Origin of the sequence: Paraflavitalea soli (assembly GCF_003555545.1) — a bacterium.
Lineage (GTDB): Bacteria > Bacteroidota > Bacteroidia > Chitinophagales > Chitinophagaceae > Paraflavitalea > Paraflavitalea soli.
Map to the genome: position 1 here is coordinate 5,930,657 of NZ_CP032157.1, position 12,339 is coordinate 5,942,995.

Below are 12,339 nucleotides of genomic sequence, written 5' to 3' on the forward strand. Positions count from 1 at the left end.
AGCTCATCCCACTCTAGTTATTACTGTAATAACACAAAGTGTTGGAATTATTCACATCGAATATTTTCCGGCTGTATAGCAGGATATCTTCACGGGTAACGGCAAAATACTTTTCCCGGTCGGTATTGAACAGGTCGGCATCACCCAGCAATTCATAGAAGGCCAGGTTGTTGGTACGTGTCATCACACTCATGTCCTCAAAAGCAATCGACGATTCTGTTTTATTCTGGATCTTTGTAAGCTCTTTTTCAGTGATGCCATCCTTTTTGAGCTTCTCTAATTCTTCGTCCACGGCTTTTTCAGCATCTTCCATCTTTACGCCCTTTACCAACTTGCCTTCAATGGCCACCAGTCCTTTATCGACAGAGCCAAAATGATAGCATTCAATATGGCTGAAGAGTTTCTTTTCCTTTACCAGGGATTGGAATAAGCGGGAAGAACCACCACCACCCAGTACTTCTGTAATGAGGTCGGCCACATAGTAGCCATGGCTCATGCGGTCGTCCATATGCCAGCATTTGTATAAGGCGTCGAGGGGTACATCGGCCTTTACTTCCATGCGGCGCGGGGCGGTTTGGGGCAGTTCATCGGGAATGGAGCGAACATATTTCTCACCGGCCGGAATATCGGCAAACCATTTTTCCACCAGGGTTTTCACCTCGACTGTTTTTACGTTACCGCCCACTACGAGGATGGCATTCACAGGACGATAGTGCTTGAAGAAAAACTGTTTTACATCTTCCAGGGTGGCATTTTCAATATGGGACAATTCCTTTCCAATAGTCATCCAGCGATAAGGATGGTTGGGGTAAGCCATTTCGCGGAGTTTGAACCATACATCTCCATAAGGCTTGTTGATATAATGTTCTTTAAACTCTTCGGACACTACTTTGCGCTGTACTTCCAGGCTCTTTTCATCAAAAGCCAGGGAGAGCAGGCGGTCGCTTTCCAGCCAGAGGGCAGTTTCCAGGTTTTCGGCAGGCAGCTGCACATAATAATTGGTGACATCGTTGGTGGTATAGGCATTGTTCTCACCCCCAGCCATCTGAAGGGGTGTTTCGAAATCTTCGATATTGACAGAACCACCAAACATTAGGTGCTCGAACAAGTGGGCAAAGCCTGTTTTGCCGGGGTCTTCATCACGGGCGCCTACATCGTACATTATATTCACGACGGCCATGGGGGTAGCTGCATCTTCATGTACTACTACGCGCAGCCCATTGGGCAAAGTAAACTTCTCAAATTGTATCATGGATTTTTTCCTTTCTTTTTACTCACAAACCGCATTGACGATCATAGGTTTACGACTTAGCAATCCCATTATATGATTATCTGCGGGGGCTGTGAGGGGGACAGCAAATTAACGACAAGTTGGGGTATAATGTTTAAAACGCCCTAAGATTGGTCTGAAAAAGGGATAATTAATTCATTGTTAATGAGTTTGGGGTTTCGGGTTTTGAGTGTCGGGTTGCTCTGCGCTTTGAACTTGCTTACTTATTTCAAATTTACCGGTGAGATAAAAACTCCTGGGACAGCAGGAGATCCAATCTACAGCGAGCTCTATAATCTGAAGAACCCGAAACGCTGAACCCGGAATGCGGAACTATTTACCGGTGAGGATGTTTTTCACCTTCAGCGTGAGTACAATGGGGCCGCCTTCGCGGAGCACCAGTATTTTGAGCTTTTCGCCGGGGGTTTGCATGAGGTTTTTGTAGGTCTGAATATTCTTGCTGAAGTTGTTTTGTACAGCTACGATCAGGTCGTCGGGCTTGAATCCTGCCTGTTCTGCCGGTGAGCCGGGCATCACATCAATGACGAGTATCTCGCCTTCCACGACATACATGCCGAGACCGGTATAAGCATAGTCGAAAACATCTTTGAAATGGGAATTGGGCATCATGTGTATCTCGGGGCGATCGTAATTGATGATGAGGTTGAAGCGGCGGAGCAGGTCATTACCGATCAGGCCACCCACAGATGGGTATTGGGTTACATTGTATTCATCGTCGAAAATATAGGTGGGTACGTTCCTGAACTTGTAGGGCCCCAGGCGCAGTTGTTTTACCACGCCCTGTTTCATGGGGGCTTTGCCGCCAAGGCCTTCGGCCTGGGTAGCATACCATTTACGACGCTTGCTTATCACGGCGCTGTCGTTGACAAAGTCGGAGGACATGAGGAAACACATGCCGGCGCCTGTATCAAAATAATAGCGGGCAGTGAGGTCGCGGGCATCCTTTACCTGCACGGTCAGCACAGGAATGAATTGTAACTGGGGTTTGAGCATAAAACCACCGCGGGGGTACTTAATGGAGCCTTTTGTGAAAACATGGATCTTCGAGCTGTCGTAATCCACTTTTACAATGTAGCGGGATAAAAAGCTATAGCCGATTATACCATCGATCTTTTCGCCATAGGCGCTGGTGAGGATATCATAATCGTTGATGTGAAAGTTGAGGCTGTCTACGGTAAGACCCGGCAGGCGCAGGGTTTGATTATAGGCAAAGCGCACCAGCATGCTGCCGGCAATACCGCGGATGGTGCGGTCACTGGGAACTGTTTTGAGCTTTATACCGGCTGCTGTAGTGGAATCGAGGGAGATGCCGCCGCTGCCGGTATCGAGGATAAAAGTGAGTGAATCGGGAAACTGGCTCAATTTGGCCCTCAGGGTGATAATGCCACCGGTGAGCATTCTGAAACCGAAGCTGGTAATGTGTTTGGCAGGGGCAGGTTCAAATACTTCCTGCGCAGGCAGGGAGATATGGGCTAAGGTTAGCAGTAGCAGTGTAGTAATGGGGCGCAATCGCATAGGCTATTTTACTAATTTTCCCGGGTATGCTATGGATTTGTCTGCGAATCACCGGTTTTGATGGACAAACGACATCTACCGGCAATCGTTATTTAAGTTAGTTGTTTTAATGGAAAAGATGGGGCGGTTGGAATAAAAAATAGTTGTTAGGGCTAAAACCGGGGGTTTAGTACTTTTGTTATTCAATGTGTTGTTATGAAAACAGATGATCTCTACTCGAAAGCACTGCAGTTTGAATTCCTGAGCATTGAGGAAGGCATGCAATTATTTGAAGAAGCCCCCCTGACGGAACTGATGTATGTGGCGAATGAATTAAGGAAAAAGCAGGTCCCTTATAATAAAGTGACCTGGCAGATAGACCGGAATGTCAATACGACGAATGTTTGTACGGCCAACTGCAAATTCTGCAATTTCTACCGGATACCGGGGCATGCGGAAGCCTATATTACTGATATAGATACGTATAAAAAGAAAATTGAACAAACCTTTCGCTGGGGAGGGGATCAGCTGCTGCTACAGGGAGGCCACCACCCCAAGCTGGGTTTACAGTTCTATGTAGACCTTTTCAGTGAATTGAAGTCGCTCTATCCACATTTGAAATTGCATACGCTGGGGCCACCCGAAATAGCACATATTACAAAATTGGAGAAATCGACCCACCGGGAAGTGCTGACAGCGCTGAAAGAAGCGGGCATGGACAGCCTGCCGGGGGCGGGAGCCGAAATACTGGTAGACCGGGTGCGACGGCTGATCTCGAAAGGGAAATGTGGTTCGCAGGAATGGCTTGACATTATGCACGAAGCGCATAAACTGGATATTACGACTTCGGCCACGATGATGTTTGGCCATGTGGAAACGCTGCGGGAGCGCTTTGAGCACCTGGTAAAGCTGCGGGAAGTACAGAGCCGCAAGCCAGCCACTGCCAAAGGATTCCTAGCCTTCATCCCCTGGACCTTCCAGGATGTAGATACGCTGCTTACGCGCATTCGTGGGGTACATAACCTTACCACGGCCGATGAATATATCCGCATGATCGCCATCAGCCGCATCATGCTGCCCAATGTAAAAAATATCCAAGCTTCCTGGCTTACGGTAGGAAAGCAAACGGCGCAGATATGCCTGCATGGCGGGGCCAACGATTTTGGCAGTATAATGCTGGAGGAAAATGTGGTGAGTGCCGCCGGGGCGCCGCACCGTTTTACCTATAAAAGTATTCAACAGGCTATCCGCGAAGCTGGTTTTGAACCGCAATTGCGCAACCAGCAATATGAATTCCGGGAAATGCCGGCGATCATCGAAGAGCAGGTTATTGACTATTAATTATTGATTACCGCCCATTTAGATACTTTAAAAATATAATATCAACACCCCTTGCGGCTACCGCCAAGGGGTTATCTTTATAGTTATCCCCGTCAACCCCGTCTTTTATTTGATTTTTTACCAGTGATTTTACGGTAAATCACTTATTATATTAAAAAAAAGCACCCGGGTATTCAATAGAAAGCATTGTTTTGCAGTTATTTATTGGCCGAATATCCCATTTAAAACCATGAAGAATCCGTTCCGTAAGCTGATTCGTATTGCAATTGTGCTGTTGGCAACAGTTCTGTTGTTCAACTTCACGGGTTATTACCTGATCAATCTGCGGAGCCAGGAAAATGAGCAGCTTGTACAGGTAAACCGTGTTGCCAATGAGCAACGTATGCTGAGTCAGATCATCAGCAAAGATATTGTATTGCTAACGAGGCCCCGGCTAACCAATCCGGAGATCCAGGAGCTACGCCAGGAGTTGCAAACCTCCGTCGACACTTTTATCATCAACAACGATTTCCTGCAAGGAAAGGTCAATACGCTCTCGCACCAGCGTCAGTTTGAAATAAAACAGCTTCACAACCACGCGCAGCTTCATTTTAAAGATATTATTAGCATCAGCCGGGATGTATTGAAAGCGGACAGCGGCTTGCTGAATGCCAACAGGCCTGCGTTCAGGCGGGATATCCTGCAAAAAGAAAAAAAGTACAGCCCGGTAATGGATAAGCTTGCCCACCATTATTCCAACATCATTTCGGAGAAAATGGGCGAGGCTTCCACGATCAATACAGGCAAGTTCATTTCGCTCATCGTGGCATTCATTTGCCTGGTATTCCTGGTACTGGAACCGCTGTTCCGGAGCAATCAACGGAACTACGAAGAACTGCAGCTGGCAAAAAATGAACTGCAGAAAGAAAAGGCGTATTTCTCTTCGATCCTGAATTCGCAAACAAACTATGTTATACGGATTGACAATGACGGCAATTTTACGTATGCCAACCCGCAGTTCCTCCAGGCATTTGGCTACCAGGAAAAGTTCCTGATGGGAGAGCCTTATTTCAACACGATCTATCCCAAAGATCTCTACCGCTGCCAGCAAATGGCAGAGGACTGCTGGAAAAACCCCGGCAAGGTATTTAAGCTGCTCATCCGTAAACCGATACAGCAAACGAAAACGTTTCAATGGACAGAATGGGAGTTCATAGCGCTGCAAAATGAAAAAGGAACGCAGGAAATACAGGGTATCGGGGTAAATGTTACAGACAAGGTAATGGCGGAACAGCTAAAAGAAGAGGCGATCCGCACTTCTTCGTATGCGATGACGTATGCGCGCATGGGTAGCTGGAAGCTGGATTTCTTCTCGCAGGAAATGACGATGAGCAAAGAGTTTACCAGCCTGCTGGAACACGATGAGCAGGAAGAACTGACGATGACCTTTGAGCAGTTTATGCAGGAATACGTGGTACCGGAAGACCATAACCAGGTGATCCGGGAGCTCACGAACTCGATCCACAACAAGTACAACCACGATTACGAGACCAATTTCAGCTGCCGGATCATTACCCGGAAAGGCAATGTCCGGTACCTCTACATCAGGGGTAAGATGGTGGATGCCACCAGCGGCTTTGGCATAGCGCAGGACATTACTACGCAAAAAGCAGCAGAACAGGCGCTGCAGCACAGTGAACAGCAGTTCCGCCTGCTGGCCGAACACTCTGAAGACATCATTACGGTGAACCAGCTCGATGGAAAGCTGGTGTACGTGTCGCCTTCGGTTCAAAAAACACTGGGCTTTTCTCCGGAAGAGGTACAAGGACATTCGGTGATGGAATACATTCATCCGGAAGATCAGTACAAGTTCCTGGAGCAGGACGACAGGCCGGCATTAGCGGAACTGGAAAACCTGACGCTCCGTTACAGGATGCGCACCAAATCGGGAGACTATATCTGGCTGGAGAGCATCATCAAGCCGGTGCATGAAAAAGGGGCTGTAACCCGGCTGATCTGCACTTCCCGGAATATTACAGAACGCAAAAGGGCAGAAGCAGAACGGGAACAGTTGCTGGCAGAAGTAAAACAATCGGAAGAGTTATTGCGGACAGTGATCAACTCTACTCCGGACTGGATATTTATCAAAGACCTTGGGCACCGATTCCTGCTGGTAAACCAGGCTTTTGCGGATTCGATGCACCGCCTGCCACAGGATTTTATCGGTAAAGATGACATTGAAATAGGATTCCCGGAAGAAGTAGTAAAAGGTGATCCCGAAAATGATATACGCGGTTTCTGGAATGACGACATTGAAGTAGTAAAAACGGGCAATGCCAAGTTTATACAGGAAGAGCCTTCTTCTATCAATGGAAAGGCTCAGGTGATGACAACGGTGAAAGTGCCGCTGCGCGATTCTGACGGGGCGGTATGGGGGGTGCTGGGATTTGCGCACAATATTACAGAGCAGAAGAAATCGGAAGACCGTTTGCTGCACAAGGACCTGCTGCTGCAGGCGATGGCAGAAGCCACGCATCAGCTCATCAGCAACAATCACCTGGAAGAAGCGATCGGTGAAGCGATCCAGCTGCTGGGGATCAAGCTGCAGGTAAATTCGGTAAACGTGTACAGGAATGAATACAATTACCAGGAAGCCAAATGGTATTCTGACCAGTTATTGCATTGGGACAGTGCTACGGGAGAACTGTCGCACAAAGACCCCGCTTACCAGCGCCTGGTCTTGAATGAAGAAGCTGCCATTTTCAAAACATTGAAGAAAGAAGAATTATACTGTGGTTATGTAAAAGACATTCCTGAAGAAGCAGACCGCGCTTATTTTGAAAAGATGAAGGTAAAGTCTGTAGCCATTGTTCCGATCTTCACCTTACACCAGTTTTGGGGTATTGTAGGGTTCAGTGACCGGGAGGAGCGGGACTGGACCATTCCCGAGTTTTCGATTTTACAATCTTTTGCCGCTACGCTGGCAGCGGCCATTGAACGCAAACAGATGGAGCAGGAGCTGGTACAGGCGAAGGATGCAGCAGAATCGGCCAGCCAGGCTAAAAGTGAATTCATGGCGAATATGAGTCATGAGCTGCGTACGCCGATGAATGGCATTATCGGGTTTACGGACCTGGTGCTCACCACCGATCTGCAAAAGACTCAAAGGGATTACCTGGGCAACGTGAAGAAATCGGCCAATGGCCTGCTCGATATTATCAATGACATTCTTGATTTCTCGAAGCTGGAAGCGGGCAAGTTACAGATAGACCATGTTCCCTTCAGGCTGGATGAACTGGTAGAAGAGACGGTGGACATCCTGATGGTAAAAGCATTTGAGAAAAACCTGGAACTGATCTGTTATATTGATCCGGAGCTGCCGGTGCAGTTTGGCGGTGATCCGGTACGGATCAGACAGGTGTTGGTGAACCTGCTGGGCAATGCCATTAAATTTACACCGCAGGGGGAAATACTTATTTCGCTGGTAAAGGCGGGCGGCATTTATCAAAAGAACGGCAAGCCCTATCTCGATATAGAGCTTTCGGTACGGGATACAGGTATTGGTATCTCGCCCAAAAAGCTGCGCAAGATATTTGAAAGCTTTACGCAGGCAGATTCTTCCACCACGCGCAAATACGGCGGTACGGGCCTGGGGCTTACGATCTCGAAAAGCCTGGCAGAACTGATGTATGGCAACCTTACAGTGAACAGTGAGCTTGGCCGTGGCAGCACATTCACGCTGCACCTTGCATTGGAAGTAGTAAAAGAACACGCACAGATAGCCTCGGAACATAAACCTCCTTTGCGCAAAGTGCTGGTGGTAGACGACAACGCCACGAATCGCTGGCTGATGCAGGATATCTTCCGTTATTTCAATATACCCTGCGAAATAGCGGGCAGCGGCAAGGAAGCGCTGATGATGATGGAACGGATGAAGGGAGCAGGAGAGCAGCTGGATCTTATTATTACGGATCATCATATGCCGGAAATGGATGGTATGCAACTGGTGAAGGAGCTGCAGCAACAGGCTTCCAGTATTACACAACCTACGATCCTGATGTTGTCATCGCTGGAAAGAAACCTGTTTCAGCACGAAGCGGATAAGCTGGGTATCAGGCAGATACTGACCAAACCGGTAAAGATGTATGAGCTGTACGCGATGTTAAGTTCGATGTTTATGCCGGGGCATGAGTCAAACAAACCGGACCTGTCGGTAACGAATGTGGAGCATATTACAGAAGCAGCCTCGATCATGGTAGTGGAAGATGACCCGATCAATATGTTGCTGATATCGGAAGTGTTGAAGAAAATGGGCTTTGATATCATCCGGGCCAACAATGGCAAAGAAGCATTGGAGGTCTTGCCGCACTACGATCCGGTTCTTATTTTTATGGATGTGAATATGCCCGAAATGGATGGCTATACCACTACGCGGCATATCCGGGCCATGGGAGAACCTTATAACCACCTGCCTATTATAGCCTTGACGGCGGATGCGATGCAGGGGGACCGGGAGAAATGCCTGGCAGCGGGTATGGACGATTATATTTCCAAACCATTCCGTATTGAAGAGATCATAGGTGTGCTGAAAAACAGGACCTTGCTGGTGTAATTCCGAATGTAGCATTTAGAATTTCGGATTGGCGGAATGCCGCTGATGCCATTATTTCTTTCTACTTACAACTGCCAGAAAGGAATTACCGTCTTGGGTTTAATTAACATTAAACCGATGAGCAAAACGATCTCCCAACCTTCTTTACTGATCTGTATTCTCATGGATCTCATTGGTTATGCCTCCTACGCGCTGCCGGGACTGGGCGAGTTGGGAGATATCATATGGGCGCCTGTTTCTGCTATTATCTTCTATCGTATGTTCGGCGGTTGGAAAGGCGCTTTTGGCGGCCTGTTTAACTTCGTAGAGGAAATACTTCCGGGGCTCGATTTCATCCCCAGTTTTACGATCATGTGGGTATGGCAGCGGGGGAAGAAACCGGCAGTCGTGAGTCGGCAATCGTGAATCGGCAATGGTCGCTGACGTTGTAAATTGATAATTAAGCGTAGGTTTCTTTTTTTCTTTGTTTTTTAAGCAATAATAAATCTGTACCCTACTCCCTTGATGGTGATGATGGCAAGGCTATCGTCATCCTTCAGGTAGCCTCTTAATTTAGCAACGTATACATCGAGGTTGCGGGAATTAAAGAAGGAGTCATTGCCCCAGAGCAGGGTAAGAATGTCTTTGCGGTCAATGATCTTATCGCGGTTTTCGTACAACAATTTGAGTAATTCACTCTCCCTGAAGGACAACTTGCGTTCTTCTTTTCCTACGATCAGGGTTTGACGGGTGAGGTGAAAGCGGAACCGTCCGAGTCTTACTTCATCCTGACTACCATTGATGGGCTGGTTGTTTTGCCGGTAGCGCAAAGCATTGTCAATGCGAACGATCAATTCTTCCATACTGAATGGCTTGCGGATATAGTCGTTGCCCCCGGAGGTGAACCCTTTCACCAGGTCATCGGTCTGTGTTTTAGCGGTCAGGAAAATGATGGGCACTTTTTCATCAACGGCGCGTATTTCACCGGCCAGGGTAAAGCCGTCTTTATTGGGGAGCATTACATCCAGCACACATACGGCGGGGTTGATCCGTTTGAAGGTTTGCAATACATCGGCTCCATCGCTCTCCATCACTACCTCATAACCCCGGCTTTCGAGGCTTTCCTTTACGATCTTGCCCAGGAATAACTCATCTTCTACATACAGTATTTTGGTTTTGCTCATGCGCTTTTAGGAAGTTTAGTAGTGAAGCGGGTGCCAATGCCAGGCTGGCTTTCCACGTTGATAACACCTTTGTGCCGGTCCATGATATAAGCCACATAACTCAGGCCAAGGCCATAACCTTTTACATTGTGTGTATCGCCGGTAGGGACACGGAAGAATTTATCAAATATCTTTTTCTGGTACTCAGATGAAATGCCAATACCGTTATCGGTCACACTCATTTCAATAAATTGGGGCAAAGAGGCCAGGTCTATTTCAATGGAGGGATGGGCCTTGCTGTACTTCAGGGCATTGTCGAGCAGGTTAAAAATAACACTGGTGATGTGCATCCGGTCGGCCTGGATAATAAAATCATCGCCATGCACCTGTATGCTCACCTTGGCTTTGTACTTCTCAAACTGCAGGCGCATGGAAGCCACTACTTCTTCTACCAGCTCTCTGAAGTCGAAAGGTTCTCCGTTCAGTTCTATCTGCTGCTTTTCAAACATGGACAACTTCAGTACTTTATCCACCAGTAAGGACAGTCTTTGTAATTCATTGGCAGATATATCGAGGTATTCTTCGGTACGCCGGGGATCGTGCAGGGCGTTGAAATTGCGCAAGGCTTCAATGGCCACACTTACGGTAGCGATGGGGGTTTTGAGCTCATGGGTAATATTGCTGATAAAATCATTCTTGAGGTGGGTAAGTCTTCGCTGCCGCCGCAGGTTGCGGTACATCAACACAAAGGAGAAAATGGTAAGCCCTACCAGCAGTAATGATACCAATATCTGTGATGTTAGCTTTTTAAGCACCCAGGGTATGGTATTTTCCAACTCCAGGGCGAGGGTATAGGGCTGTGCAAAACCAATGGTTACGGTATTGTCTGAAGCCAGGTCGTCGGGTGGTCCGAAATCAGTCTCGTCCACTACCTGGTCGCGCCATATGGTAAAAGGGATAGCAATCTCTTCTCTGGCCAGCACTTTACTGTACCGGGTAGTGGCTTCTTTTACGGTAATGGAATCCTGCAGGGAATCTACGCCTTGTAAAAACTGGATGATGCGCTGACTGGGGTATGCCCTTTGTATCATAGCGCCGGGTGGCGGTTCGAGTTGTAAGGAATCGACCTTGCCATGTATACTATCCCTGCGAAAGGGACGATAGGATTTATTGAGGGAATAGATCACGGAGCCCAGGCGGTGTTTTCGGAAGGAGGAATCATCGGCCATTCTGAAAGTTGCTCCATAAGTAGCATTTACACCCGGTTCGCGCGGGGAGATCCTGATCTTCACATTGGTGTCGAGCTTCAGCTTTTCTATCTGGCAGCGTTGTATGGTTTCGCGGAACAGTACGTTTGTACGGATATGCAGGGTCTGCAATTCATCGCGGTAATTCTTACGCAGCCAGTATCCCTGAAATACCACAATGGCCAGGATGGCCAGCAGCATAAGGACTACTGAGATGGAAGACACTGATATGACTGATCTACGCGCCGGCATGGTACAAAAGTAGGTGATTGCTTTTTGAAGGTTGGTCCGCTTTAACCTTAATTAACATTAAAGCAAGGTGCATTAACCTGCCTCCACAGTACACCACAGTAGCTTTGGTACAAAATCAACCAAGTTATGAAAAAAGTATGGATAGGTTGTCTGGCTATGATTGGCGTGCAGGCAGCCAGCGCACAACAAACCCAGGGAAAGGTCACTTATGAACGCACCATGGAAATGCAGATAAGGCTTGCAGGCATCAGTGAAGAGATGCAACAACAGATCCCTAAAACAAGAACGGACAAGATAGAGATCCTTTTTGCCAACAATCAATCTGTCCGCAGACAGTTGCCCCCGGAAGAAACAGACGAACAGGCGTTTAACAATGCTACAGGCGCCAGCGGCGGAGGCATGTCAATTCGTGTGATGGCGGCCGGACAAGATGATATCACTTTTTCAGACTTTGCCAAAGGTACCATTACCGAGCAGCGGGACCTGGGTACCAAAAAATACCTTGTTGCGGACAGCATCCGCAAACTGAACTGGAAGATCACGGGGGAAACGCGCACGATCTTAGGATATACCTGCCAACAGGCTATTACGCAGCGCATATCCACGCGCTTCAGTTCCTCGGTTGTAAATGGCGAGGTAAAAAGGGAAGAAGTACCTGATACCGCCAATATTACAGCCTGGTTTACCCTGGCTATACCGGTAGCGGCCAGCCCAGAATACCAGGGACAATTACCGGGGCTTGTATTGGCTATTGACGTCAACAACGGTCGTATGGTATACAAGGCGATCCAGGTATCGCCTACTGTAGATGTAGCCACGGTAAAAGAACCAAGGGATGGTAAGAAGATAACCTCCAAAGAGTTTGCTGAAGAAAGAAATAAAATGATGAAAGATATGCAGCGAAACAATGGAGGAAGGAATACCATCAGGTTTTCCAATTAATCAGACTGGCCCGGAAAGCACAATTCAAACATTTTAGGA

General features: G+C 47.7%; 8 protein-coding genes. 4 read left to right on the forward strand and 4 right to left on the reverse strand.

The annotated features are described in order from the left end of the window. Nucleotides 1–13: 13 nt before the first annotated feature. On the reverse strand, nt 14–1,252 hold the full coding sequence (locus D3H65_RS22525; RefSeq protein ID WP_119052480.1) for a M16 family metallopeptidase: 1,239 nt from the start codon (nt 1,250–1,252) through the stop codon (nt 14–16). 351 nt (nt 1,253–1,603) lie between these two features. Further along, a complete protein-coding gene (locus D3H65_RS22530; protein WP_119052481.1) occupies nt 1,604–2,806 on the reverse strand; it encodes an aspartyl protease family protein in 1,203 nt (400 codons plus the stop codon). 195 nt (nt 2,807–3,001) lie between these two features. Here D3H65_RS22530 and mqnC point away from each other — a divergent pair, with 195 nt between their 5' ends. From mqnC to D3H65_RS22545, 3 genes are all read left to right on the forward strand, one after another. Beyond that, nucleotides 3,002–4,126 carry a cyclic dehypoxanthinyl futalosine synthase gene (mqnC, locus tag D3H65_RS22535; RefSeq protein ID WP_119052482.1) on the forward strand — a complete coding sequence of 375 codons (1,125 nt, stop codon included), beginning with the start codon at nt 3,002–3,004 and terminating at the stop codon, nt 4,124–4,126. A 229-nt stretch (nt 4,127–4,355) separates the two neighbouring features. Further along, a complete protein-coding gene (locus D3H65_RS22540) occupies nt 4,356–8,717 on the forward strand; it encodes a PAS domain S-box protein (protein WP_119052483.1) in 4,362 nt (1,453 codons plus the stop codon). A gap of 117 nt (nt 8,718–8,834) precedes the next feature. Beyond that, nucleotides 8,835–9,122, forward strand: a complete 288-nt coding sequence (locus D3H65_RS22545; protein WP_119052484.1) for a hypothetical protein — start codon at nt 8,835–8,837, stop codon at nt 9,120–9,122. Between the two features lie 65 nt (nt 9,123–9,187). Here D3H65_RS22545 and D3H65_RS22550 read toward each other — a convergent pair whose 3' ends face one another. Then, nucleotides 9,188–9,880: a response regulator transcription factor gene (locus tag D3H65_RS22550; protein WP_119052485.1), complete on the reverse strand. Its 693-nt coding sequence runs from the start codon at nt 9,878–9,880 to the stop codon at nt 9,188–9,190. Then, entirely contained in the window at nt 9,877–11,358 is a 1,482-nt protein-coding gene (locus tag D3H65_RS22555) for a sensor histidine kinase (protein ID WP_119052486.1), read from the reverse strand. Before D3H65_RS22555 ends, D3H65_RS22550 begins: the two co-directional genes overlap by 4 nt. A gap of 126 nt (nt 11,359–11,484) precedes the next feature. On the opposite strand from D3H65_RS22555, the gene D3H65_RS22560 reads away from it, so the two are divergent. Further along, nucleotides 11,485–12,300 (forward strand): GLPGLI family protein, encoded by an 816-nt coding sequence (locus D3H65_RS22560; protein WP_119052487.1) that lies wholly within the window; start codon nt 11,485–11,487, stop codon nt 12,298–12,300. The last annotated feature ends 39 nt before the right edge of the window (nt 12,301–12,339 follow it).

Coding starts and splice junctions, on each gene's coding strand:
- D3H65_RS22525 (WP_119052480.1), bottom strand. CDS start 1,252: ATGATACAATTTGAGAAGTTTACTTTGCCCAATGGGCTGCGCGTAGTA.
- D3H65_RS22530 (WP_119052481.1), bottom strand. CDS start 2,806: ATGCGATTGCGCCCCATTACTACACTGCTACTGCTAACCTTAGCCCAT.
- mqnC (WP_119052482.1), top strand. CDS start 3,002: ATGAAAACAGATGATCTCTACTCGAAAGCACTGCAGTTTGAATTCCTG.
- D3H65_RS22540 (WP_119052483.1), top strand. CDS start 4,356: ATGAAGAATCCGTTCCGTAAGCTGATTCGTATTGCAATTGTGCTGTTG.
- D3H65_RS22545 (WP_119052484.1), top strand. CDS start 8,835: ATGAGCAAAACGATCTCCCAACCTTCTTTACTGATCTGTATTCTCATG.
- D3H65_RS22550 (WP_119052485.1), bottom strand. CDS start 9,880: ATGAGCAAAACCAAAATACTGTATGTAGAAGATGAGTTATTCCTGGGC.
- D3H65_RS22555 (WP_119052486.1), bottom strand. CDS start 11,358: ATGCCGGCGCGTAGATCAGTCATATCAGTGTCTTCCATCTCAGTAGTC.
- D3H65_RS22560 (WP_119052487.1), top strand. CDS start 11,485: ATGAAAAAAGTATGGATAGGTTGTCTGGCTATGATTGGCGTGCAGGCA.